Raw genomic sequence first — 24,660 nt, forward strand, 5'->3', positions numbered from 1 at the left:
GCGTTTGGGTTATTTGCCGAAAATATCTGCTACGGCGCGAATAGAATGGATAAGAGACTCGGGAAGAATTCCGAACCAGACCAGCAACAGGCTTAAAACGGCAAGCGTTAGGGCGGATAACTGTTCGCCGGGCATTGTTCGAAGTTCGGTTTCTTTTCCTTCATCCTCCTCCGTAGACATCGTCACGATAATCCTGAGATAGTAGAAAAGCCCCAGCCCGCTGCCGACGATGACCGCCGCCAGCAAGCCCCAGAGCTTTCCGTCGGCGCCGCTGGCGAAAATATAGAATTTGCCGATGAAGCCGGCGGTCAAAGGAATTCCGGCCAGCGACAGCAGCATCAGCGTAAACGTGCCGGCCAGCCAGGGGCGCCGCCAGAATAAGCCCCGGTAAACGGCTATATCGCCGGCTTCCCGATCCGCCGAAGAAAGCACCGACACGACGCCGAACGCGCCGATCGTGGTGATGAAATAGGCGACCAGATAAAAGCCCACCGATTCCACGACCAAAGGCTTGGCAATCCGCGCGCCGGCGATGAAGGCGACCAGGAGATAGCCCATGTGGGCGATCGACGAATAGGCCAGCAGGCGCTTGACGTTCTTTTGCAGCAGCGCCAGCAGGTTGCCGCCCAGAATCGACAGGACCGCGATGAAGCCGAGCACCGGCTGGAGCGGCGTGTACGCGTAGCTGCCGGTCTCGGCGAACAGGCGCAGCAGCAGCGCGAAAACGGCCCCTTTCGAGACGGTCGCGATAAAAGCGGTGACCGGCGCGGGTGCGCCTTCGTAGACGTCCGGCGTCCACAAATGGAACGGCACCAACGACAGTTTGAAACCGAGTCCGGCCACGATCAGCACGATTCCGCTCAACACGACGGTGTTCATTGCCGGTTGGGACAGGATAAAGCGATTCATGCCGTTGAAGCTCAATTCGCCGCTTTGTGCGTAAAGGAATGCGATGCCCATCAGCAGAAAGGCGGAAGACACGCCGGACAATATCAGATATTTGATCGCGGCTTCGAGCGGGCGCAATTGATTGACCGGATAGCCGATTAGCGTGAACAACGAAATGCTCAGTATTTCGAGCCCCAGAAAAAAGGCCGCGAAATGGCTGCTGGCGGCCAGCACCGAGCCGCCGAGCAGCGCGGTGACGAGCAGCAGCGGAAGTTCTTCGTTTTCGCCGCCGCGTTCCTTGAAATAATCATGACATAGGCCCAGCACCGCAAGACCTGCGCACAGCAGCAAGGCGATAAAGAACAGCGCGTAATCGTCTATCCGCAGCAGCGGAGTTACTTGTGCCGGAGCCTGCTGTCGGGCCGGAGCGAGCAACAGCAGCGAGATCACGATGCCGGCGCCCGCAATCCCGTTAATCAGCGCTAAATTCCGTTTGACCGCGATCGCGAGCATCGCGGCAACGGCCGTGACGGTCATTGCCAGAAAAGGCGCCAGAGCGATCAGCGAACCGAGTTTCATCAGGTCTCCTTTGCATTGAGGTTCTGCACCCACGGCTGCAGCGCCGGCTTCGAAACGTCCAGGACGGCCTGGGGATGCAGGCCCAGCCAGACCAGGGCCGCGACCAGCAGCCCCAGCGAGGCCAGTTCGCGGACGCTGCAATCAGCCAGCAGGGGCCGTGTTTGCAAGGGACCGTGGTAGGCTCGCTGGATCACGATCAGCGCATAGACCGGCGACAGGATCAGTGCGAGCGCGGCGACTGCGGCCGCGGCCGTATTTGCCTGGAAGACCCCGATAAGCACCAGGAACTCGCCGACGAAATTCCCGAGTCCCGGAAGCCCCAGCGTCGCCATTATGAAAAACAGCGTAAAGGCGGACAATTGCGGGATGACCTGCCACAAGCCGCCCATCTTTCCGAATTCCCGGCTATGCAGGCGGTGCTGCAGGGAACCGGCAATCATGAACAGGGCGCCGGCGCTGAGCCCGTGCGCGAGCATCGTCACGACCGCGCCCTGCATCGCGAGCAGATTCCAGGAAAATGCGCCCAGCAGAATGAAACCCATGTGGCTGACGCTGGTGTAAGCGACCAGCCGTTTGAAATCGGATTGCGCGAACGCCATCAGCGCCGCGTACAGCACGCTGACCACGCCGAGCGCGAGCGCCACCGGCGCGAACCGGTGCGCGGCATCCGGAAACAGCGGGATCACGAAGCGCAGCAGCCCGTAGGCGCCGGTCTTCAGCAGCACGCCGGCCAGAATCACGCTGCCGCCGGTCGGCGCCTGCGTATGCGCGTCCGGCAGCCAGGTATGGAAGGGCACCGCCGGCAGCTTGACCGTAAACGCGATAAAAAAACCGAGCATCAGCCAGATGGACAATTCGGGATCGAGCCTGGCGTTCAACAGAACAAAATAATCGAACGTGAAGGCGCCTGTGGCATGGTAATGGACCAGCGCCAGCACGATGATCGAGATCAGCATCAACAGGCTGCTGACCTGCGTGAAAATCACGAACTTGATCGCCGCGTAAATCCGGTTTTCGTGTCCCCAGATGCTGATCAGGAAATACATCGGGACGATCATCACTTCCCAGAACAGAAAGAACAGGAACAGGTCGACCGCCAGAAACACGCCGACCGTGCCGGCCAGGCAGGTTAAAAGATTGAAGTAAAAGAAGCCGGTCCGTTGGTCGATTTCGGTCCAGGAACTGCTGGCCGCCATAAAGCCGAGCAGTACGGTCAGTGCGATCAGCAACAGGCTCAGGCCGTCGGCGGCCAGGTGAAAACCGATGCCGAAGCGGGGAATCCAGGGCAAATCGACTTCGGCCAGCCACGCGGATGATAGACTTGGTGTAGAGAGAAGGGTGGTACTAGCATCAAGCCCCGCAAATTGCGAGCCGGCCAGCAGGGCTTCCAGGGCCAGCGTACCGATCGCGATCCAGCGCGGCGCGCTCGGGTTCCAACGTTCGGCCGTCCAGGCGGCGATGCCGCCGAGAAACAAAACGGCGATCAAAGAAGACAGCATCATGACAGCAGCCCTATCGCGATCACGATGGCGGAGCCTAACGCCATCGACGTAGCGTACCCGCGGACGCTTCCGGTTTGGGTGACTGTGGCGAGTGCGTGCAGTTGCCGGCTCAGCCGGGCGATGCCGGCGTACAGGCTGTCCACCCGATCGTTTTTATTCGATCGGGCCAGTGCGGCGAAAGGATGAATCAACAGCGCCCGATAGATAGCGTCGAAGCCCCAGCCCGAGAATAGCAGCCGCCTGATCGGCTCGTTCGCGAAAGCGGCCGGCGAAAACGTGCCGGTCAGATAAAAAAGCGCCGCGATCAACAAACCCAGTATCGGCATGCTCAGCGTGACAAGGGAGACCAGCGGAGAAACAGCCTCGGCGTGGGAGACCGGAAAGACCGAATCGAGCGGGATTTGCAGCATGCCGCCCGCCAATGCCAAAATGCTCAGCAGGACGAGGGGAATACCCATCCGGTGGCCGATGGTCGTCTCGACTTGCCGGGTTTGGCTACCAAAAAACACCACGAAGACCAGCCGGAAGCTGTAGATGCCGGTGAGCAAGGCGCCGAGACAGCCGACTCCCCATAACGCCGGCGAACGCGAGAAGGCCGCCAGCAGGATTTCATGCTTGCTGTAATAACCGGAAGTGAAAGGCAGCGCGGCCAACGCGGCGCTGCCGATCAGGAAGCTCCAGAATGCAAGCGGCATCGCTTTGCGGAGGCCTCCCATTTTAAAAATGTCGTGTTCGTGGTGGAAACAGAAGATCACCGCGCCGGCCGCCAGGAACAGCAACGCCTTGAAGAAGGCGTGCGTGAGTAGGTGGAAAATCGCCGCCGACCAGGCGCCGCCGCCGAGCGCGAGAAACATGTAGCCGATCTGGCTGATCGTCGAATAGGCCAGGATCCGTTTGATGTCGGTCTGCACCAGGCCCGACAACCCCGCGATCAGTAAAGTAATCCCGCCGACCACGGCGACTGCGGTTTGCACAGGTGGGGCGAGTGTAAACAATACATGCGTCCGCGCGATCAGATAAACTCCCGCGGTGACCATCGTGGCGGCATGGATCAATGCGCTGACCGGCGTCGGGCCGGCCATCGCGTCCGGCAGCCAGGTTTGGAGCGGCAACTGCGCGGATTTGCCGACCGCGCCGCCAAGCAGCAGCGCCGCCGCGGCCACAGGCAGGATCGCGCCGACCGTCCATTGGCTCTGCGCCCGCTCCATCACCGTTTGAATATCGAGCGTATGCAGTTCGGTGAACAGTAAAAACAGGCCCAACGCCAGCGCCATGTCGCCGATGCGGGTCATCACGAACGCCTTGCGCGCGGCGTAACCGTTTTCCGGATTTTCGTACCAGAAGCCGATCAACAGATAGCTGCCGAGTCCGACCCCTTCCCAGCCCAGATAGAGCAGCAGCAGATTGTCCGCGAGCACCAGCACTAGCATCGCGGCAACGAACAGGTTCATATAGGCGAAAAAACGCGCATAGCCGGCATCTTCTTCCATGAATTCGGCCGAATACAGGTGGATCAAAAAGCCGACGCCGGTCACCACGAACAGCATCGTCAGCGACAATGCATCGAGATAAAGGTCGAACGGAATCGCGAGGTCACCGCTGCTGATCCAGGCGCCCAGCGCCAGCCGGTAGGGCGCCATCGAGCCGCGCAGGAATTCGAAGCCGACCAGGAAGGCCAGCAAGGCCGAAATTCCCACGCTGCCGACGCCGATCCGGGCAATCGTCGGCTTGGACAGGCGCCGGCCGAAAAAAACCAGGCTTAGGAAGCCGAGCAGCGGAAAAAGCGGTATCCAGCCTAACAATTGCAACACGGTCGAATCCTCCTGTACGGCTAAGTCCAAAGAACGATTCCTTCCCCCTTGGGGAGAGGATGAGGGCAAAATAAAGTTGTTATTTAACAACTATGGGGCTGCCATCCATACCTCGGCAGATGAAAAATGCGTAGGATGTGCTGAACGAAGTGAAGCGCATCAAATGCCCTTCAGGGTATCGCATCGCGAACGATGCGCCTCCTTCGTCGGCACATCCTACCTGTACTAACCTCGCATTTCGCTGACCGCATCGGCGTCCAGCGTTTTGAAACGGTGAAAAATCTGTAGCGCCAGCCCCAGTCCGATACCGACTTCCGCGGCCGCCAGCGTCAGCACCAGCAAAAACATGATCTGTCCGTCCGCCTGTCCCCAGCGCGAACCCGCCACGATAAACGCCAGCCCCGCCGCATTCAGCATTACTTCCAGCGACATCAGGATCATGATCAGATTGCGGCGCGCCAATACGCCGATCAAGCCGAGCACGAACAGCACCGCCGACAGCATCAGCCCGAATTCCAAAGGAATCGTGTTCATGGGCCGCTCTCCGGAGGTAACGTTTTCGGTATCGGCCTGCCGAGGTGGTAAGCGCCGACCAGCCCGGCCAGCAGCAGGATCGAGGCCAGTTCGACCGCGATCAGATAAGGGCCGAATAAGGTGATGCCGACTTGTTTCGCACTTACGATCCGGCCGGTTTCCATATGACCGCCATGAACGATGATCACGGCCATTTCGGCGAGCAGAATTAGGGCCAGCAACGATGGCCCGATCCAGACGCCGGGCTGTAGCCAAGCACGCTCCTGGGCGGTTGTCGTCTGACCCTGGTTGAGCATCATGATCACGAATACGAATAGCACCATGATCGCGCCCGCGTAGATGATCACTTCCAGCACCGCGGCGAAATAGGCGCCCATCAGGAAGAAGATCACGCCGACCGCCAGCAGCGACAGGATCAGGTACAGGAGCCCGTGGACCGCATTCAGCCGGGTCAGCATCATCACCGTCGCGAACACCGCGACCGCGGAGGTCAGGTAAAACAGGATCGGCGCCATAGGGTTTCCTTCAGGGCAACAGGGTTTTCACATCGACCGGCGGGGCTTCGTTTTCGGCCTGTCCCTTCGCTTTTCCGCCGATCGTCATTCCGGCAACCCGGTAAAAGTTGTAATCGTGATATTTGCCGGTGCCGTCGATCAACAGATGTTCCTTTTCGTAGACCATGTTCTGCCGGTCGTATTCGCACATCTCGAAGTCGGGCGTCAGCTGGATCGCGCAGGTCGGGCAGGCTTCCTCGCAAAATCCGCATAGAATGCAGCGCGAAAAATTGATCCGGAAAAATTCGGGATACCAGCGGCCGTTTTCGTCCTCGGTTTTCTGCAAGGCGATACAATCGACCGGGCACACCACCGCGCAGAGATTGCAGGCGACGCAGCGCTCCTCGCCGTCCGGGTCGCGGGTCAGCACGATGCGTCCCCGGTAGCGCGGGGACAGCGCCGGTTTCTGTTCCGGGTATTCGACCGTATCCGGCTTGACGAACGTGTGTTTCAACACTTCCCATAACGATCGCAACTGGCTCAGCATCATAAGCTCCTTGTCTCGATGGTCAGCCCGGCGGGAGTGCCAGCGCGCCGGTGATCACCAGGTTCAACAGGCCGGCCGGCAGCAGGATTTTCCAGCCGAAGGCCATCAACTGGTCATAGCGCGGGCGCGGCAAGGCGCCGCGGATCAGGATGAAAAACATGACCCCGATGCCCGTCTTCAGGCAGAACCAAGCCAGGGGCGGCAGCCACGGTCCCAGCCAGCCGCCGAAAAACAGCGTCGCGATGATCGCGGAATTCAGGATGATCGCGACATATTCACCGACGAAAAACATCCCGAATTTCATTCCGGAATACTCGGTATGGAAGCCGGCCACCAATTCCTGTTCGGCTTCGGGCAGGTCGAGCGGGCCGCGGCGGCTTTCGGCGACAATCGCGATCAAAAAGATCACGAAGCCCAAAAACTGCGGCACGATGAACCAGCCGCCGCGCTGGGCCTCGACGATTCCTCTTAAATCGAACGTCCCGGCCAGCATCACGACGCCCATGATCGAAATGCCCATGAAGACCTCGTAGCTGACCGTCTGCGCGGCCGCGCGCAAGCCGCCGAGCAGCGAATATTTGTTGTTGGACGCATAGCCGGCCAGCACGATGCTGTAGACCGACAGCGAAGACAGCGCCAGAAAATAAAGCAGCCCGAAATTGAAATCGATGATCCCGACGCCCGGCGCGAACGGGATCACCGCGAAAGCCGCGAGCGCCGTCATGAAGACGATCGTCGGGGCGATCACGAAGATTGGTTTGTCCGCAAAAGGCGGTATCCAGTCCTCCTTGAAAAACATCTTGATCATGTCCGCGACCACCTGCATCAGCCCCAGCGGTCCGACGCGATTGGGGCCGAGCCGGTCCTGCCAGACAGCCAGAAGGCGCCGCTCGACCCAGATCAGCAGTGCGGCGACGACGATCACCGCAATCAAAATACCGGCGATGTCGGCGGCTTCGCCGAGTTCGGCGTTCATAGGCGATCCTCCTCTTGGACCGAAGCTTTTTTCAGCACGACTCGGGCGTCGTTTCGCATATTTTGAAAAGGCGGCAGGCCCGAGGTCACGCCGAGCAAACCGGGCGACAAGGTCGGTTCGATCCGGACCGGAAGCTGATGTAAGACGAATCCGGCCACATCGGCAATCTCGACTGGATCGTTGTCGCGCACAGCCAACCTTCCGGCATCCTCGGGATTCATGAAGATACACAGGTCCGGAAGCCGTTCCGCGATCGGCGGCGAATGCCGGCTCAATTCCTCGCCGGCGAAAATATTCGGCAGTCTGATGATCCGCCAAAGCGTTGGATCGGGCGTGTAAGCCGGCGGAATCCCGTCGAACCAGGGCAGGGTTCCCGAAGCTTCGACCAGCCGGATACCCGGGTCGCCGCCGTGCAGCGGGCCGCCGATTTCGTCCTGGAACTTGCCGATCGCCTGATTCGAGTTCCAGCCCGGCGCCCACACGACCGGCACCATCGCGGGCGGCGCATGGACGGTGTCGCCTTCCATCGAAAAAGCGAACGGCGTTTCATGGTCTTCCGGCGAAGGAGGCTCGCTGACCTTAATGTTGGCGTACATCGCGGTGCGTCCGCTGTAGCGGTGCGGCTGCCGGGGGATTTTTCCCTCGACGGCCGGCACATTTGCCTGGCCGAGGCGCGCAATCCCGGCAAGCGCAGGAATTTCCGCCGCACAGGCCGAAGACAAATCGCCGAAATGGTTCCAGCGGGGTTTTTCGATAGCGCGATCCAGCCATTGCCAAGCGGCGAGCACCGGTTCTTTCGTCGGATAAACCGGGAAATAACGTTGGGCTCTGCCTTCGTTACTGACCAAAGTGCCTTCGGATTCGGCAAAGGTGGCGGCGGGCAGCAGCAGGCCGGCTTTTGCGGTCGTCGTGTTTTCGAGATGGTCGATCGCGACGGTTTGTTGTGCCGAATTTAAAAAATCATCGACCTGTGCCTGCGGCGCACGCCGGTAAAGGTCGTTTTCGAGAATCACGACCGTGTCGGCCGAACCGTTTTTCACGTGCGCGAAGGCTGCTTCCAGCCGTTTGCCGCCGAGCATCGCCAGGCCCAAACTGTTCGCCTCGGGCAACGCGAAAATCAATCCTTTGTCCTGAGCCGGCAGCGCTTTGGCGACATTGTAGGCCGCTTGAATTACCGCCAGACTTGAGCCGCTTGTGCCCGAAACGATCAGCGGCCGTTTCGCCTGGCGCAACTGGGCCGCCATACGGCTTGCCAGCGCATTGTCCGCTTCGTCCAGGCCGAAGGGCAGGGGCGATTCCTGATTCAGGTAATGCGCGATCGCGAAGCCGAGCCGGGCGATCGCTTCCGGACTGCCGTGAAAGGTTCCGGCTGCGATATCGTCCAGGCGCGAAGCGTAAACGGAGGCGATGAACAGCGGGCTTTGCGCCTGTCCCTGTAATTGCCGGACCGCGTTGTCCAGCCAATGCGGGATTTTCAGTTTTTTGGCCAGTTCGATCGTCGCGTTCCTTACCGCCTGACGGAGCGACAGGGCGAGGCGGGGCGCGCTGTGGGTGAGGTCCTCGCCCAGAATCAGGACCGCGTCGGCCTGTTCGGTTTCGCGAAGGGATGGCGTATGGATGCCTCCGCTCGTGATAACGTGATGGATGGTTTCCAGCAAGGTGTGCTCGGTATCGTCGAGCCCGAGAAAGAAGTTGTCTTCGCCGACCCGTTCGCGCAGCGCGAAATTTGCCTCGATCGATGCGCGCGGCGAACCGATTCCGATCAGTCCCTGTGCGTCTTGTAACAGTGCCCGAAAATGTTCTATCGCGATTTCCGAAGACGCAGCCCTTTGGCCATCGATGCGTGCGGTTCGAATGCGCAGATCGCTGTTTACGAAGCCGTAGCCGAAGCGTCCCCGGTCGCACAAGAAATAGCCGTTCACGTCGCCGTGGTAGCGGTTCACGATCCGGCGCAGTTCGCCGTAGCGTTCGCCCGGTGCGGTGTTGCAACCGAGGCTGCAATGCACGCAGACCGAAGGCGCGGTCTGCAAGTCCCATTTCCGGGTATAGCGGTCGCTGAACGGCTTGTCGGTGAAGACGCCGGTCGGGCAGACTTCAACCAGATTGCCGCTGAATTCGTTTTCGAGCGTGCCGTCCTCGAAGCGGCCGAAATACACGTTGTTGTGGATGCCCAGCACTTCGAGGTCGTTGCCCCCCGCGTAGTCGTTGTAGAAGCGGACGCAGCGGTAGCAGGCGATGCAGCGGTTCATTTCGTGATTGACGAAAGGGCCGAGATATTGATTCCGGTGCGTCCGCTTGCGGCCGCGGTAACGGCGCGCGGTGTGGCCGGTCATCAGCGTCATGTCCTGCAGGTGGCATTCGCCGCCTTCCTCGCAGACCGGGCAGTCGTGCGGGTGATTGGTCATCAACAGCTCGATGTTGTCCTGGCGGAATTGCCGGGCCAAGCCGGCATTCAGAGAAATGCGCAGGTTATCCGCGACCGGCGTGAGGCAGGCCATCACCAGGCGGCCGCGAGGGTCTTCCGCATCCTTGTACTGGATCACCGCGCATTGCCGGCAGGCGCCGACCGACCCCAGCGCCGGATGCCAGCAAAAATAGGGCAGATCCAGTCCCAGCGACAGACAGGCAGCGAGTACATTGTCGCCGTCCTTCACGTCGTGCAGGTTGCCGTCGATTTCGATCCGGGCCATCAGACGGCCTCCTTGAGCGGGCGGTTTTGAAAAATGTAGCGTTCGAAGTCTTCGCGGAAATATTTCAGCGCGCTTTGCAGCGGTTCCATCGCGCCCGGCGCGAGTGCGCAAAACGTGTTGCCGGGGCCGAGCATCCGGGTTAAACCGGCCAGGGTATCCAGATCTTCGGGGCGGCCCCTGCCTTCGACGATGTCCTGCAGCAGCGTCACTGTCCACGGCAGGCCGTCCCGGCACGGGGTGCACCAGCCGCACGATTCCTGCGCGAAAAACCGTTCCAGATTCAACACCATCCGCACCGGGCAGGTCTTATCGTCGAGCACGATGATGGTGCCGGTGCCCATCCGGCTGCCGGCCTTGGCGACCGTATCGAACTCCATCGGCACGTCCAGATGCTCGGGCAGCAGAAAATCGGTCGAAGCGCCGCCGGGCAGGAAGCCGCGCAGTTGGTAGCCGTCCTTCATGCCGCCGGCATGCTCTTCCAGGATTTCGCGAATCGGCGTGCCCATCGGCAGTTCCCACAGGCCGGGGCGTTTGACGCGGCCGCTGGCGCCGAACAGCTTGGTGCCCGCATCGGCGCCGCGTCCGAGCCCCTTGTACCAGTCCGCGCCGTGGCGCAGGATGTGCGGCACGTTGCAGATCGTTTCGACATTGTTCACGACCGTCGGCCGCCCCCACAGGCCGCTGACCACCGCGAAGGGCGGTTTTGGGCGCGGCGTGGCCCGCTTGCCTTCCAGTGCATTCAGCAGCGCCGACTCTTCGCCGCAGATATAGCGGCCGGCGCTGGTATGGAGATGAATATCGAGCGAGAAATCTGAATCGAGGAGATGCGCGCCGACATAATGTGCCGCACGGGCCTCCTGCAGGGCCCGCGTCAAGCGCTCGGCGGCCAGGCGGTATTCACCGCGCAGAAAGATGTAAGCGGTTTGCGCCTGGATCGCGTAAGCGGCAATGGCGATGCCTTCGAGCAATTGATGCGGGTCCTTTTCGAGCAGCAGCCGGTCCTTGAAGGTGCCGGGCTCCATCTCGTCCGCATTGACCACCAGATAAGGGGGGTGGTCCGGCGCCGGGTCGATCGGCACCAGGCTCCATTTGAGCCCGGTGCCGAAGCCGGCGCCGCCCCGGCCTCGGAGTCCTGCGTCCTTGACCCATTGCTGCACTGCCTTCGGGCCGAGGTCGGTTACGGCCTTCCTCAGTCCTTCGTAACCGCCGGTTTTGCGGTAATCCGCCAGGGTGGCGAAGTCACGGTCCGCGCGGATGTTCTGGGTTAACGGTCTGTCCATCGTCGCCATCTCGCCTTATTCTCCGAGGAGTTCCTGTACGATATTGTCGGTCAGATCCGGCCTGAGTTCGCCGTTCACCATCGCGACCGGTGCGCGGTCGCAGGCGCCCAGGCAAACGATCGGCAAAACGGTGTATTCGCCATCTTGCGACGTCTCGCCGAGCTTGACGTTCAAATGCCGGCACAGCTTGTCGCGCAACCGGTCGCCGCCGAGCATCCAGCAACTCACGCTGTCGCAGACGTGAATCACGGTGTTGCCGACCGGCCGGCGGTAAATCAGATTGTAAAAGGTCGCAACCCCTTCCAACTGCGCGGGCGATATTTTCAGGTATTCGGCGATTGCGGTGAGGCTGTCGTCGGAAACCCAGCCGCGGTGTTTCTGAACGATCTTCAATGCTTCGATCGAGACGGCCGACTTGTCTTCATAGTGCGGCAATTCGGCGTTGATCTCGTCGATTTCGGTTGCGCTCAAAGCGCGTGTATTCGTTTCTGCCTTCATCTCAACGGTCCACGTCGGCCATTACAAAATCGATGCTGGCCAGTATCGCGATCAGGTCGGCGACCATCATGCCGTTGCACATCATCGGTATCATTTGCAAATGCGGGAAAGAGGGGGTGCGGATGCGGGTGCGGTAGGACATGCCGTTGCCGTCGCTGGTCAGGTAGTACGCGTTCAGACCCTTCGTGGCTTCGACGGTGACGGCCGCTTCGCCGGCCGGAATCACCGGTCCCCAGCTCACGTTCAGGAAATGCTGGATCAGCGTTTCGATGTCGTGCAGCGTCCGTGTTCGCGGCGGCGGCGTGGTCAGCGGGTGTTCGGCCTTATAAGGCCCTTCGGGCATGTTGTCCAGGCATTGCCGGATGATCCGGACGCTTTGGCGCATTTCCTCGACCCGCACCGCGCAGCGGTCGTAGCAGTCGCCGTTCTGCGCGATCGGGATTTCGAATTCGAAGTTCTGATAGCCGGAGTAGGGCCGCGCCTTCCGGTAATCCCAGCCGAAGCCGGTCGCCCGGAGCCCCGGCCCGGTCGCGCCCCAGTCGATCGCTTCCCGGGTGTTATAAGCGCCCACGCCTTGCGTGCGGCGTTTGATCGTGCCGTTTCGCATCACCAGTTTGTCGTAGTCGTCGAGCCGTCCCGGAAAACGGTCGAGAAACTCCCGAATCCGCTTGTCCCAGCCTTTCGGCAAATCCATCGCGACCCCGCCGATCCGGAAATAGCTCGAATGCATCCGGGCGCCGCTGATCGATTCCAGAATGTCGAAGACCTGTTCGCGATCGATAAACATGTAAAAAATCGGCGACAACTGGCCGATATCCTGAGCATAGGTGCCGTAGAACAGCAGATGGCTGGCAATTCGGTAGAATTCGGCGACCATCACCCGGATCACTTCCGCGCGCGGCGGGACCTCGATTCCGGCCAGTTTCTCGACGGCCAGCACGTAAGGCAGGTTGTTCATCGAGCCGCCCAGATAATCGACCCGGTCCGTGTAAGGAATATAGGTATGCCAGGACTGCCGCTCGCCCATTTTTTCCGCGCCGCGGTGGTGGTAGCCGATGTCGGGCAGCGCGTTGACGATCTCTTCGCCGTCGAGTTGCAGTGCGATCCGGAACACGCCGTGGACGCTCGGATGGTTCGGCCCCATGTTCAGGAACATGAAATCGCTTTCTTCGCTGCGCCGGCTCATGCCCCAGTCTTCCGGCACGAAACGCAGCGCATTCTGTTCGATGTCCTGGCGTTCGTCGGGAAGGGTGAAAGGCTCCTTTTCGGTGGCGCGGGCATAATGATCCTTGCGCAACGGATGCCCTTCCCAGGTCGGCGGCATCAGAATCCGGCGAAGATGCGGATGGCCCTCGAAGACGATCCCGAACATGTCCCAGGCCTCGCGCTCGTACCAGTTCGCCGACGGCCAGAGGTCCAAAACCGTCGGGAGAAGCAGATCGTTTTCGCGCAGGGCTACCTTGAGCCGGATATCTTCGTTTCGGGAAAAGGAAAGCAGATGATAGATGACCGTGAAATCGCTGTCCGGCAAGCCTTGGCGGTGAATGCGCTGGCGCTCGTCGATCGCGGTCAAGTCGAACAGCATCACATGAGGAGAGAGGAGCTCGTGTTTTAAACAGTGCAGGATCGTGCGCAGCTTCTCGCGGGGAACCCACAAGGTGGTGATCCCGTCGGCGGTAGGTTGGGGGATAAGGCCGGCAACTCCGAGCCGTTCGGCAAGCGCCTCGGCGATCTCGGAGGCGGCGGGAGAATACACGGTATTGCCTGCCTCGGCGTTCATCGATGTTTATCCTTCCAAGCCTTCATGCTGACCTTGGGGCTAGAGTTCGTCCGGGCTTCTCAACTCGCGAGCGCGCATCCTCGCCTCGGTGAGCAGATCGCGGTAGCTGGGTTTTTCGGCCGGTTTGATGACCGTTTGCTCGCCGACGGTCCAGCTTAAAGGCCGCCTTTCCCGGCCGATCGCCTGCTGTAGCAGCATCAGTCCCTGCAGCAGCGCTTCGGGGCGGGGCGGGCAGCCCGGCACATACACGTCGACCGGCAAAAACTTGTCCACGCCCTGCACCACGCTGTAGATGTCGTACATGCCGCCGGAATTGGCGCAGGAGCCCATCGAGATCACCCAGCGCGGTTCCAGCATCTGGTCGTAGAGCCGTTTGATGACCGGTGCCATTTTGCGGAATACCGTGCCCGAAATCACGATCAGATCGGCCTGGCGGGGCGACGCCCGGATCACTTCGGAGCCGAAGCGGGCCATGTCGTGCCGGCTGGTGAAGGCGGTCGCCATTTCCACATAACAGCAGGACAGCCCGAAATTGAAAGGCCAGACCGAATGGGCCTGTCCCCAGGCGACCATGTCTTCGAGCCTGGCGAGCAGAAAGCTCTGGCGCAGGGTTTCCTCATTGGCATGTCCTCCCGGTTGCGGGGCGGGATCATCCTCGGCGCGGGTCAAGGTCCAATGCATGCTTCTCTCCCAAGTGTTGGCGGTGGGCGGCTTCAAGGCGCTGCCGTCGGGTTCGCCAGTCGAGCGCGCCGATCGCATTAAGATAGATCAGCGTCGCGATCAGAATACCGATAAAAATCGACGCTTCGATAAAGCCCGTCCAGCCGGTCTGCTTCACGGCGATCGCCCAGGCAAACAGAAAGACGGTTTCCATATCGAAAATCACGAAAAAGATCGCGATCAGATAAAACTGCACCGAGAAGCGGAGATGCACGTCGCCGGTCGGTACGATGCCGGACTCGAAGGGTTCCTCCGCGCGCGGCGCGCGATGCCGTTGGCCCAGCAAATAGGCGCCGCCGAGCATGACGGCGGTAATGGCGAGGATGGCCCCGAAATAAACGAGCAGCGGCAGGATATGCGAGACGGAAGAGGCTTCGGCAACCATCGATGAATGCTCCGCTTACGGTGAATGACAAGTGGAATGGTCCGGCTGACGGTTCCGAAACGCCCTGGCTCGGGTTTTGGGAAGCGCCGGGCGTTTGTATCCTTAATCCGGTCGCCACGATCGCAATGAACTTGTCATTGAGTCCGGTGCTTACAATTCTAAAAGAATTAGACAATATCGTTAGGCTGGAGTTCAAGAAATAAGGCTATTTTTTTCAAAGCGTCTGCATCGATCGATTCTCGTCGAACGCTACCTATCTTCCGGCTCCCCGAAGCCCTATCAGATTGACGAGACGATTATTCAGGATTCGAACGCGGTTCCCTTGGCTTTGCCGGAAGTGGCGGTTTGTTCAATTTCCCACACCGTGCAAAAGGCCGAGCATTGGAGATCCTTTCATTCTCGAACGGGAAGCGGATGCCGGCGGGTGCTTCCTGCCTCAAGATCCAATTCAAATAGCGAAAAGCCGTCAGCATGGGACGAGTATTTCGCCGAAGACCGGGTTTCATGCGCTGCCTATTGCGCCACGCTCTCCGGGATTGCTTTTATCGCTCGCTCCTACAGAGTCAGCCTAATACCTTATCGGGATCAGCGGTTAGCTCCTCTTCTGCGGAAAAGATACTCTTTACCAGGAACGGTAGTGATTTGCGCACACGAAACCGCCTTCCAGCCGTCGACTGAATCGACAAGTTTCGTCCGGAGCACAATCCGGGCTATTCGAGTTCCTGGTTCATCTGCTCGTCAATCCTTTCCTGATCTTCGGACGAACAGGCGCAAACAGCGTAGATCAGGTCCCTTAAATTGTAGCCGCTGTTGGTTCCTATGGGCCCCTCGCAGGTCAGGCCGCCATAGTATTCGCCTACCTCGTAACATTCGATTTTTTCGCCATTGTTTGAACAATTACCCGCCACACCGATTCGGTCGGCTACATAAATATCCCGTTTATTGACAATATCGCAGGCAGATAAAGGACTATTGATAAGAATCGCGAACAAACCCGCTAACCCAACTATTACTTTCATACTTCCTCCTCATCATTGCGGCAGGAGCAATTTCATTGCCTTTACGCAACCAATGACAGGAAATAAATCGATAAGTTACATTGAGATTCCTGGCTTGGCTGAAGCCGGGCAGGTGGGGTTAACCGCTTTACCGTTAACCCAACACGCCGGTACATCTTGATAAGAGGCGCTGAACCTTGCGCAGCGCATCAATCGCGAACGATGGGTTTCCCTCGCCGGCCCGCCCTACGGGCTTTGAAAAAGATCAGGCTGCAAAGTACCTTGCCGTAAGCGATCCGTATCGAGATCTGCATATCCGCCCGTGGCTAATCGATTCAGATTGCAGAGCAGCGCTCCAAAGATTCGAAGGCGGTTTCCCGATCATTGCCGGGATGTAGTTGGTTTGTTAGACTGTCGGCGCCGGTTAAAAGGGCCGAGCAATTAAATGTCCCGATGATCTATTTGCCACCGAACGAAAGGCTGACTTCGGCAGAAGCTGCGCACGCCATTCCGCTGCGGCGGCGAAGGCCGCCTTGTGGATATCGGGGACAAACTCAAATTGTGAAAAAATATAAAGCCATGGAGCAACTCACCGATTTAAAAGCCATTCTGCATTCCAAACGCGCCAACATCTATTACCTGGAAAAATGCCGCGTCATGCAGAAAGACGGGCGGGTGCTTTACCTGACCGAAGGCAAAGAAGAAAAACAGTATTGGAATATCCCGATTGCCAATACTACCGTGATTTTGTTGGGGACCGGTACGTCCATCACCCAGGCCGCCGTCAGAATGCTGGCATCGGCAGGCGTATTGATCGGTTTTTGCGGTGGCGGCGGAACGCCGTTACTGGCTGGCAATGAAGTGGAATGGCTGTCGCCGCAAAGCGAATACCGGCCGACCGAATATGTGCAAGGCTGGCTGTCGTTTTGGTTCGATGAAAGCAAGCGCCTGCAAGTTGCCAAGCGGTTGCAGCGGCTTCGGCTCGATTATTTGCAGCGGGTCTGGGGAAAAGACAGGGAACTGCAAAATTACGGGTTTTATGCCGACGATGCGGACGTGGAACGGGCTTTGAACAGCTTCAACGCCAGAATAACCCAAAGTCCGAGTGTGACCGATTTACTGACCATTGAAGCGCAGTTGACCAAAAATCTGTATAAAATCGCGGCCCAGGCCACCCGAACGGACGGGTTTACGCGGGACCATGCCGGAGAAGACGACGCCAACGCGTTTTTGAATCACGGCAATTATCTGGCCTACGGCTTGGCGGCGACGACACTCTGGGTCCTCGGCATTCCGCACGGCTTTGCGGTCATGCACGGCAAAACCCGGCGCGGCGCGTTGGTGTTCGATGTCGCCGATCTGGTCAAGGATACGCTTGTGCTGCCCTGGGCCTTCATTTGCGCCAAAGAACGGAACAACGAGCAGGAATTCCGCCAGCAGTGCCTGCAAAGTTTTGCAGAACATAAGGCGCTGGACTTCATGTTCGATACGGTCAAAAACCTCAGCCTGGAAGGTCGCCTTTTATGATGGTGACATTCGTCTCGCAATGCGAGAAAAATGCGCTCGATAAAACCCGGCGCGTGCTCGACAGTTTCGCCAACCGGATCGGCGACCGTACCTGGCAGACGGTAATTACCCAGGATGGCCTGGATGCGGTCAGAAAACTGCTGCGCAAAACCGCTTCCAAGAATACCGCCGTCGCCTGCCATTGGCTGCGCAGCCGCGGCCGCAGCGAACTGGTCTGGATCGTCGGCAATCGAAGCCGATTCAATGCGCAGGGCATCGTGCCGGTCAATACCACCCGGCAGGAAATCGCCGGCAGAGTCAGGGAAAACGATTGGCATGATTTGCCGTTGATCAAAACTCTGGCCGCGCTGGCGGCGCTGTTTCACGATTGGGGCAAGGCGTCGCTGTGGTTTCAACAAAAACTGCGCGCGAAAATGCCGCCCGATCCGCTGCGCCACGAGTGGGTTTCGGTGTTGCTGCTGGCGGCCATGATCGACGGCGAGCCGAGCGATGCGGTATGGTTGAAACGCCTGGCGGAAGGCGTTGTCGACGAAACGGCGCTGGCCGAAAAAATGCGCAGCCTCGGCGACAAACCGATGGCTGCCCTGCCTGACGTGGCATGCCTGATTGCCTGGCTGGTCGTAACGCATCACAAACTGCCGGACTTCAAATCCAGGGACGTGGCCAGGGAATGGCGCAGTACGCCGGCCGAAAGCCTGCAACAGGCGTTGAAGCGCATTACCGCCGCATGGGCTTATCGCAACGAAGCCGAAGCAAACCGTCAAGGCGACTGTTTGACCTTTTCCGACGGCTTGTTGGCCCATTCCCAAGCTTGGCTGGAGCAACTGAAAAAATGGGCCGGCGAATTGCTGGCCCGCCTGCCGCAAGTCGAAGCGGCGCTGGCCGACGGCAGCTACCGCCTGTTGCTGCACCATGCGCGTTTATGCCTGATGTTGGGCGATCACCAGTATTCTTCGCAGGATGCCGACGGCAACTGGCCCAAGGATCTGCCCTTATTTGCCAATACCGATAAAAATGCCGATCTCAAGCAGCGCCTGGACGAACATTTGGTACGCGTCGGCAAATGCGCGACCACGATCGCGCGCCGTTTGCCGCTGTTCGAAAGCGACCCGCCGCCGGTTTACGATGTCAAATGTCTGAAAAAGAAAAGCACGAACAAAAGATTTCGCTGGCAGGATCAGGCGGTGGACAAGATCAAAGCCTGGAAAACCGAAGCGAATGCCGACGGCGGCCGCTACGGATTTTTCGCGGTCAACATGGCCAGCACCGGCAGCGGTAAAACCCTGGCCAACGCCAAGATCATGCAATCCTTGTCCGAAGGCGGCGACAGTCTGCGCTACGTGCTGGCCTTGGGTCTGCGCACGCTGACCTTGCAAACCGGCGACGAATACCGGAGCCGCATCGGCCTGGACGATAGCGAACTGGCCGTCATGATTGGTTCGCGGGCGGTGCTGGAACTGCATAAGCAGGTGCAACAAAATTTGAAAGAAGACGCCTCCGCTAGCGAACAAGGCGGCTCGGAATCGGCGGAAGCGTTGTGGGAAGACAACGAGGTGGATTTCGATATTCCCGAAGCGGCGCTCAGTGCGCTCGGCACCGTCTGGACCGATCGGAGCGGTAGAATCGACAAACGCAAACAAAAATTTCTCTACGCGCCGGTTTTGGCCTGTACGGTCGACCATCTGATGGCGGCAACCGAAACCCGGCGCGGTGGCCGCTACATTTTACCGTGCTTGCGCCTGATGTCTTCGGATCTGGTCATCGACGAGATCGATGACTTCGACGGCGACGATTTGGTCGCGATCGGCCGCCTGATCCATCTGGCAGGCATGTTGGGACGGAAGGTGATGATTTCTTCGGCCACCATTCCGCCCGATCTGGCCGAAGGCTATTTCAACGCTTACCGAAACGGTTGGCGGCTGTTTGCGCAAAGCCGGAGGGTCAAGAGCCAAATCGGCTGCGCCTGGATCGACGAGTTCGATAGCCGGGTTCGAACGCTGCAAAACGCCGATTTGAGCGGCTACCGGCAAGCGCATGCCGGCTTTATCGAAAAACGCTGCGCCAACCTGCAAAACCCGGCTAAAACGCCGGTCAAGCGCATCGGCGAAATGGTCGAATGCCCCGGGCCGGGCGGCGACTTAGACGGGCTCAAGCAATCCTATTTCGCCGCGATTCGGCAAACGATCGCGCGCCTGCACCGCCGCCATGCCTTTCTTGAGCCCGACCACCGCAAGCGGGTATCGTTCGGCGTCGTGCGCATGGCCAATGTTACGCCCTGCGTCGAGTTGGCCCGTTATCTGGCGGCGGCCGGCTGGCCCGAAGGCATCGATATCCGCGTCATGGCCTACCACAGCCGGCAGGTGTTGCTATTGCGTCATCACCAGGAACGGCATCTGGATGACGTGCTCAAGCGCAACCGGCCCAACGCCGGTTGCGACGATCCAGTCATTCGAAGACATCTTCATGAAAGTCCTGCGGAAAATCTGATCTTTATCCTGGTCGCAACGCCGGTCGAAGAAGTGGGGCGCGACCACGATTTCGACTGGGCCGTGGTGGAGCCGTCTTCCTACCGTTCGATCATCCAGTTGGCCGGACGCGTGCTGCGTCATCGGGAGCTCGTGCCCTCGGAACCGAACATCGCGCTGCTGCAATACAACCTGCGGGCCTTGCTCGGGACGGACGGCGAACCGGCCTATTGTTACCCCGGTTATGAAGACAAAAACAACCGCCTGAATACGCACGATTTATCGGAGCTGATTCCGGCGACGCAATTGTCGAGCATCGATGCCCTGCCGCGCATCCGGTGCAGCGCCAAGCCGCAGCCCGGAAATAATCTGGCCGATCTGGAACATCGCCGTATTCAGTCGCTATTGACCGCTTATGTGCAATGCGGCCCCGAAAGTTTGCAGGGCTGGCTGGACGGCTGTTGGTGGTTGACCGGCTTGCCGCAAAATCTGACGCCGTTCCGCCAACAGACGTGCGAACAAACTTTGTATGATGTGCCGGACGAAAAAGGCAACTCCCGCTTTGTCGAAAAAACGTGCGAAGACGGCATCAATACCGTCGAAAAGACTTACAAAGTGTCTCGTGTGGAACTGACTGGCCGGGAGAAGGAACGCTGGTGGCTGCACCGCGACTATCGGGAACTGCTCGAACAGCAAGCCGAAAAATCCGGACTATCGCTGCTGGGGACGGCTTTACGCTACGGTGAGATCAACGTGGAAGTCTCTGAAAAAGATATCAACAACGGCAGATGCTTCGCGTATGGCGAACAATTGGGATTTTGGAAGATCGACGATCGTTAAAGCAGCGGTTTCATTGCCGAGAAAGGCAGCACCAGCAGGTTTGGGGTGACGATCAACCTGATGAACCCGAATTTCTCGTAATAAGAAACCGCTCGATCGTCCTTTGCTTCGACGACGATACCCAGGATACCGACTTTTTCCGCCGCTTCCGCGGTAGTTTTGAAGGCATGAAAAATCAAGGCATCGCCGTAACCTCGACTCTGGAAACGCTTGTCGACGGCGAGACGCCCCAACAGTAAAAAAGGCGCTTTCGCATAAGCTCCGAATTTCTCCTTGTCCGGCAAGGCATCGGTAACGACAGAGTCCGCGCTGATCGTGTAATAACCGATAATATGCCGGCCTTCCGATAGCACATAAACACGGCTCAGGCCGCGCTTTTGGTCCTGATTGGCGAAACGCTGCAAATACAGGTTCAGCGCCGGAACGCCGCAATCGAACGATTTTCGGTCATGCCTCTCGGGTTCCAAAAGCTCAAACTTCTTCATTATCAATTATTTTTTTATAAGTGGAGGCTGCTTTTTTCATACGTTCGGTAGGTTCTGGCGGATTATCCAGCATCTCGAAAAACACCCGCCAATCTTCCTCGCCAAAGTGCGTAGACTCATGTTCGGCAATAATCGCCTCTGCTTTTTCGCGGATACATTGCCGTGTGAATTTACTTTTATCCAAATCGACGTAGCTTCTGGCCCGTTCCAGTAACTCCAAGGTTATCGCGTCCATGCGGACCTTTAAGATATTTTGATGGTTTGATTCGCTTTTCATATATCACCCTTTGTTCAAGTTCGGTGATATTGTACCTACAAATAAAACAAAAATCGCCTATTTAGTGGGTACATATGGCGAATCGTATTGCCTTTAAATTTAAAGCTGCCTGTGCGGCAGTGAATGCAACAACGTTCATAAAACATTTCTAAACTGCCTATTCGGCAGAGTTTCATTATACAACTTTCATTAAACAGGTTGAATTAAACTTTCTCCTGTAATACACTCTCATTTGACTTTATTTTGGAAGGATAGCAGCATGTTAGACCCGGTATTGCAAACATTTTTGACGGGACGACTCAAGAGCTCGTCAAATCCGACTTTGCCAGAATTAGAAAAGGAGCTGGATGACTGGCTGCCAAAAGCAGCGAAAAAAGCTGGCAAATTGTTTCGAGTCAGTCACCCCGTTAAATTCAGCCACCCTGACGCTAAAAATACAAGCGAAGTTTGCGCATCTGCTTTGCACAGAAACGACGGTTTTTTACGGACGGGAAATAGCGATACTGACCTTGATACTATTTTCGATACGTCGGCAAATATACCTATATGGAAATTTTTGGCTCTGCGGATGGCAGATGGTAAATCGGTCCTTGAACATCTGCAGCAAAACACCGAAGCGATCAAACAGCAACTGACGATCCCTTCAATGGACTATTCCGATATACGGACAGGCTTGTTAGCGATCACTGAGCTTTCCGGCACGATAAAAACCTCCGAAAAAATCAAACAAGTCTATTTTCCGATCGAAGGCGGCTATCACCTGCTGTCGATTCTGACGCCTTCAGGCCTGGTGTTCAAATTGAAAGAACGCATCAACGCCATGCGTTTTTCGGAACAGGCCAAACAAGCCCGCGACGACCGTCGCAATCAAGCGCATAACGAACATGGCTGCGACGAGATTTACAATCTGGCCGCGATCGGTTTCGGCGGCACCAAGCCGCAGAACATCAGCATACTGAACAACCAAAACGGCGGCATTGCCTATTTGCTGCCTTCGTTGCCCCCGGTTTTGGCGCAACGCGTCGTCCGGCGGCCGAAATCCAGTTTCTTCAAGGACAGCCTGTACTTCAAGCCGTACCGGGAAGAGTTCTTGGCATTGCACCGACTGTTTATGGCAAAACCCAACAACATCGATATCCGTGACGGTCGGGATGACTGGATCATTTCCATCGCCGAACGCGTGCTCGAAACGGTTGGGCAATTAAGACAGGAAACGGCGGGCTGGTCCGAAAACACGCGCTTGCCGTTGGCGCAAAAGATCTGGCTGGATTCCGCTTTCGATGTGCGGCGCGAGCAGGAAGACGAATGGCTCGCCGAAATCATCGTGAGTCTGGCCGATTGGTTCCGTATCGCCTATCGGAATGTCATCGGCGCGGAGAAAGCGATTGCGATGGGCGACGACGAACTGAAGCACATTAGAAAAGTGCTCGGTGAGCATGAGGAGCTTTTGCGATGAACCGGTTCTTGATCGTCCCACAACTGAAAATCCACAACGCCAACGCGCTGTCCAGCCCTTATACCCTCGGCTTTCCGGCGATGACCGCCTGGTTCGGCGGCATCCATGCCCTGCAGTGCCAACTGAATGCCGGCGTATTCGGAAGCTTGCGCTTTACCCGCGCCGCCGTCGCCTGCCATCGGATCGATCTGCAAACCTATAAAGGACCGGGCGATTTCGTCCATTCGATCGTGGGCACCGGCAACCCGCTTGATAAAACCGGCGAGCGCCCGTCTTTCATCGAAGAAGCCCGCTGTCACTTGACCGTATCGTTGGCGATTGAGTACCAGGGTGTCGGCCAGGACGATAGCGCAAAACTCACCCAGGCCGTGGAAAGCCGGCTTTATCAATTGAAACTGGCCGGCGGCGATATTCTATCGTTCAAAGCACCGGAAACGCTGTCAATCGACGGCGACAACGAACTGGCCAGACTGATCCGCAAGCTGATGCCGTCCTACGTGTTGCAGGAACGCCGCGAACTGATGGCCGAAGCGATGCGGAACGGCCAGGATGCGATCGACGCCTTATTGAGTTATCTCAAAGTCGAACACCGCAGCCGGCTTCTCGACAACGGCAAAGGCGAATGGACCGCCAAGCGTAAAGCCGAGGGCTGGCTGGTGCCGATTGCGACCGGCTTTCACGGCATTACCGAATTAGGCTTCGCCGAAAACCAGCGCGATCCCGGTACGCCGCACCGTTTTGCCGAAAGTCTGGTCACGCTCGGCGAGTTCGTGATGCCGTACCGGATCAAGCGCCTGGACGACCTGCTTTGGCACACCCGCTACGATGCCGAAAACAACTTCTACCTTTGTCAACAAAACAACCGCTCTTAACGCAAGGAAAACCGATCATGGCCAATAAAAACAACAACCTCGTTTCCGCTTCGGTACTGGCATTCGAAAAAAAACTGGTGCCTTCGGACGGACGATTATACGGCACGACCTGGGAACGCCGGGTCGAACAGGCAACAGCCTTGACACTGCAGGAAAAGTCGGTGCGCGGTACCATCTCCAACCGCCTGAAAAAAGCCTTGCAGGACGATCCGGCCAAACTGGACGCCACAATCGAAAATCCCAACCCACAAACCGTCGACAGTTGCGCGCTGGGCAGCGACCAGGACACGTTGAAATTGACCTTCACACTGAAAATCCTGAGCGGCGTGGAAAAACCCTCGGCCTGCAACAGCGCTGAATTCAATGCCAGCTATGCCAAATCCGCAAAAGCTTATATCGATAGCGAAGGTTTCCGCGACTTGGCCTCGCGTTATGCGGCCAATATCGCCAACGGTCGTTTTTTGTGGCGCAACCGGGTCGGCACGGAAAAGATCGAGGTTGCGGTCAAGGTGTTGAATCAAGGCGATCGCTCCGCATGGCTATTCGATGCCAAGGCCGTCAGCACCCGGTATTTCGACAATCCCGATCCGCAAATTGCCGAATTGGCCGGCAAAATCGCGGATGCCTTATCCGGCAAAACCGAATTCCTGTTGCTGGAAGTCAACGCGTATGCGCAGGTCGGTCTGGCGCAGGACGTTTATCCGAGCGAAGAACTGGTGCTGGACAAAGGCAGCAGCAAATCGAAAAAAAGCAAAATCCTTTATGAGATTGACGGCATCGCCGGCATGCATTCGCAAAAAATCGGCAACGCCTTGCGCACGATCGATACCTGGTATCCAGGCTACGATGAGGCGCAAATTGGGCCGATCGCAATAGAGCCTTACGGTGCCGTCACCAATCTGGGCAAAGCCTACCGCACGCCCAAGGATAAAGCCGATTTTTACACGCTGTTCGACCGCTTCGCGCGCGGCGAAAAATTGGCCGAGAACGACGAACACTATGTGATGGCGGTCTTGGTACGCGGCGGCGTTTTCGGCGAGAGCGGCAAGGACTGAG

At 58.1% G+C, this 24,660-nt stretch carries 21 protein-coding genes; 5 read left to right on the forward strand and 16 right to left on the reverse strand.

Annotation, left to right across the window (positions count from 1 at the left end; translation table 11 throughout):
- Positions 1 to 9 precede the first annotated feature (9 nt).
- The 14 genes from CC94_RS0114855 to CC94_RS0114925 form a co-directional block, all read right to left on the reverse strand.
- Positions 10 to 1,467, reverse strand: coding sequence for an NADH-quinone oxidoreductase subunit N (locus CC94_RS0114855; protein WP_031431401.1), 1,458 nt, complete (start codon positions 1,465 to 1,467; stop codon positions 10 to 12).
- Positions 1,467 to 2,969: an NADH-quinone oxidoreductase subunit M gene (gene nuoM, locus CC94_RS0114860; protein WP_031431403.1), complete on the reverse strand. Its 1,503-nt coding sequence runs from the start codon at positions 2,967 to 2,969 to the stop codon at positions 1,467 to 1,469. The genes CC94_RS0114855 and nuoM overlap by 1 nt, the downstream gene beginning before the upstream one ends.
- Positions 2,966 to 4,780 (reverse strand): NADH-quinone oxidoreductase subunit L, encoded by a 1,815-nt coding sequence (nuoL, locus tag CC94_RS0114865; RefSeq protein WP_031431404.1) that lies wholly within the window; start codon positions 4,778 to 4,780, stop codon positions 2,966 to 2,968. Before nuoL ends, nuoM begins: the two co-directional genes overlap by 4 nt.
- Positions 4,781 to 5,005: 225 nt before the next feature.
- The gene (nuoK, locus tag CC94_RS0114870) at positions 5,006 to 5,314 is read right to left on the reverse strand and encodes an NADH-quinone oxidoreductase subunit NuoK (RefSeq protein WP_031431405.1); all 309 of its coding nucleotides are present in this window, start codon (positions 5,312 to 5,314) and stop codon (positions 5,006 to 5,008) included.
- On the reverse strand, positions 5,311 to 5,829 hold the full coding sequence (nuoJ, locus tag CC94_RS0114875) for an NADH-quinone oxidoreductase subunit J (RefSeq protein ID WP_031431407.1): 519 nt from the start codon (positions 5,827 to 5,829) through the stop codon (positions 5,311 to 5,313). Before nuoJ ends, nuoK begins: the two co-directional genes overlap by 4 nt.
- Positions 5,830 to 5,839: 10 nt before the next feature.
- Positions 5,840 to 6,355, reverse strand: coding sequence for an NADH-quinone oxidoreductase subunit NuoI (gene nuoI, locus CC94_RS0114880; protein ID WP_031431408.1), 516 nt, complete (start codon positions 6,353 to 6,355; stop codon positions 5,840 to 5,842).
- A 22-nt stretch (positions 6,356 to 6,377) separates the two neighbouring features.
- A complete protein-coding gene (gene nuoH / locus CC94_RS0114885; protein WP_031431410.1) occupies positions 6,378 to 7,331 on the reverse strand; it encodes an NADH-quinone oxidoreductase subunit NuoH in 954 nt (317 codons plus the stop codon).
- Positions 7,328 to 10,021, reverse strand: a complete 2,694-nt coding sequence (gene nuoG / locus CC94_RS0114890) for an NADH-quinone oxidoreductase subunit NuoG (protein WP_031431411.1) — start codon at positions 10,019 to 10,021, stop codon at positions 7,328 to 7,330. The genes nuoH and nuoG overlap by 4 nt, the downstream gene beginning before the upstream one ends.
- A complete protein-coding gene (gene nuoF / locus CC94_RS0114895) occupies positions 10,021 to 11,301 on the reverse strand; it encodes an NADH-quinone oxidoreductase subunit NuoF (RefSeq protein ID WP_036304488.1) in 1,281 nt (426 codons plus the stop codon). The genes nuoG and nuoF overlap by 1 nt, the downstream gene beginning before the upstream one ends.
- Positions 11,302 to 11,316: 15 nt before the next feature.
- Positions 11,317 to 11,772, reverse strand: coding sequence for an NADH-quinone oxidoreductase subunit NuoE (gene nuoE / locus CC94_RS0114900; RefSeq protein ID WP_342666521.1), 456 nt, complete (start codon positions 11,770 to 11,772; stop codon positions 11,317 to 11,319).
- Between the two features lie 28 nt (positions 11,773 to 11,800).
- On the reverse strand, positions 11,801 to 13,579 hold the full coding sequence (gene nuoC / locus CC94_RS0114905) for an NADH-quinone oxidoreductase subunit C/D (protein ID WP_031431416.1): 1,779 nt from the start codon (positions 13,577 to 13,579) through the stop codon (positions 11,801 to 11,803).
- 39 nt (positions 13,580 to 13,618) lie between these two features.
- Positions 13,619 to 14,260, reverse strand: a complete 642-nt coding sequence (locus CC94_RS0114910; protein ID WP_005371059.1) for an NADH-quinone oxidoreductase subunit B — start codon at positions 14,258 to 14,260, stop codon at positions 13,619 to 13,621.
- Positions 14,229 to 14,684: an NADH-quinone oxidoreductase subunit A gene (gene ndhC, locus CC94_RS0114915; RefSeq protein ID WP_005371061.1), complete on the reverse strand. Its 456-nt coding sequence runs from the start codon at positions 14,682 to 14,684 to the stop codon at positions 14,229 to 14,231. Before ndhC ends, CC94_RS0114910 begins: the two co-directional genes overlap by 32 nt.
- Positions 14,685 to 15,394: 710 nt before the next feature.
- Positions 15,395 to 15,703: a hypothetical protein gene (locus tag CC94_RS0114925; RefSeq protein ID WP_005371064.1), complete on the reverse strand. Its 309-nt coding sequence runs from the start codon at positions 15,701 to 15,703 to the stop codon at positions 15,395 to 15,397.
- Positions 15,704 to 16,261: 558 nt separating this feature from the next.
- Here CC94_RS0114925 and cas1f point away from each other — a divergent pair.
- Entirely contained in the window at positions 16,262 to 17,209 is a 948-nt protein-coding gene (gene cas1f / locus CC94_RS0114930; protein ID WP_005371065.1) for a type I-F CRISPR-associated endonuclease Cas1f, read from the forward strand.
- Entirely contained in the window at positions 17,206 to 20,514 is a 3,309-nt protein-coding gene (gene cas3f, locus CC94_RS0114935) for a type I-F CRISPR-associated helicase Cas3f (protein ID WP_031431422.1), read from the forward strand. Before cas1f ends, cas3f begins: the two co-directional genes overlap by 4 nt.
- On the opposite strand, the gene CC94_RS0114940 is transcribed toward cas3f, so the two are convergent.
- Positions 20,511 to 20,999, reverse strand: a complete 489-nt coding sequence (locus CC94_RS0114940) for a GNAT family N-acetyltransferase (protein ID WP_031431423.1) — start codon at positions 20,997 to 20,999, stop codon at positions 20,511 to 20,513. The two genes, cas3f and CC94_RS0114940, sit on opposite strands and share 4 nt — an antisense overlap.
- Complete coding sequence (locus CC94_RS0114945; protein ID WP_031431424.1) at positions 20,986 to 21,276, reverse strand: type II toxin-antitoxin system TacA family antitoxin; 291 nt, start codon at positions 21,274 to 21,276, stop codon at positions 20,986 to 20,988. Before CC94_RS0114945 ends, CC94_RS0114940 begins: the two co-directional genes overlap by 14 nt.
- Before the next feature lie 259 nt (positions 21,277 to 21,535).
- Here CC94_RS0114945 and csy1 point away from each other — a divergent pair, with 259 nt between their 5' ends.
- The 3 genes from csy1 to csy3 are packed head-to-tail and all read left to right on the forward strand — an operon-like array spanning position 21,536 to position 24,659.
- Positions 21,536 to 22,732 carry a type I-F CRISPR-associated protein Csy1 gene (gene csy1 / locus CC94_RS0114950; protein WP_031431426.1) on the forward strand — a complete coding sequence of 399 codons (1,197 nt, stop codon included), beginning with the start codon at positions 21,536 to 21,538 and terminating at the stop codon, positions 22,730 to 22,732.
- Entirely contained in the window at positions 22,729 to 23,604 is an 876-nt protein-coding gene (gene csy2 / locus CC94_RS0114955) for a type I-F CRISPR-associated protein Csy2 (RefSeq protein ID WP_031431427.1), read from the forward strand. The genes csy1 and csy2 overlap by 4 nt, the downstream gene beginning before the upstream one ends.
- Positions 23,605 to 23,621: 17 nt before the next feature.
- Positions 23,622 to 24,659 (forward strand): type I-F CRISPR-associated protein Csy3, encoded by a 1,038-nt coding sequence (gene csy3, locus CC94_RS0114960; RefSeq protein ID WP_031431428.1) that lies wholly within the window; start codon positions 23,622 to 23,624, stop codon positions 24,657 to 24,659.
- The last annotated feature ends 1 nt before the right edge of the window (position 24,660 follow it).

This window comes from Methylomicrobium agile (assembly GCF_000733855.1).
Taxonomy (GTDB): Bacteria; Pseudomonadota; Gammaproteobacteria; order Methylococcales; family Methylomonadaceae; genus Methylomicrobium; species Methylomicrobium agile.